Source organism: Modicisalibacter radicis, assembly GCF_900961225.1.
In the GTDB taxonomy this organism is placed as follows: Bacteria; Pseudomonadota; Gammaproteobacteria; order Pseudomonadales; family Halomonadaceae; genus Modicisalibacter.
Map to the genome: position 1 here is coordinate 1 of NZ_CAAHFN010000017.1, position 412 is coordinate 412.

The 412-nt window shown below is 60.9% G+C and carries 1 protein-coding gene; it reads left to right on the plus strand.

The annotated features are described in order from the left end of the window. Positions 1–119 precede the first annotated feature (119 nt). A partial coding sequence (locus HR9077_RS00835; protein ID WP_210725820.1) for a 4Fe-4S binding protein occupies positions 120–412 on the plus strand: 293 nt, incomplete at its 3' end.

Consider the following 412-nt stretch of genomic DNA (forward strand, 5'->3'; position numbering starts at 1 on the left):
ATACCCCGGCGTGTCGTCAGCATTTGAGGGCATTCCCCCATATCACCCATTTCAAAATTGAGCCATTCCGCTCGGCAGCCTTTCCGGTCATCCGTGACCTAGCCATCGACCGTACGAGCATGGATCACCTGATACAGGCCGGTGGAACGGTCGACGTTATGACGGGCACGGCCCCTGATGCAGATTCGGTGCCGCAGCCGCATGCCGAGGCCGAGCAAGCTCTCGACTTCGCATCGTGTATTGGATGCGGAGCGTGCGTGGCGGCTTGTCCAAATGGCGCGGCGATGCTTTTCGCCGGCGCGAAGCTGTCGCACTTGGCGATGATGCCGCAGGGGCGTCAGGAGCGTTCGAAGCGTGCGCGACGCATGATCAACGCCCTTGATGAGGAGTTCGGTCCGTGTTCCCTGTATGG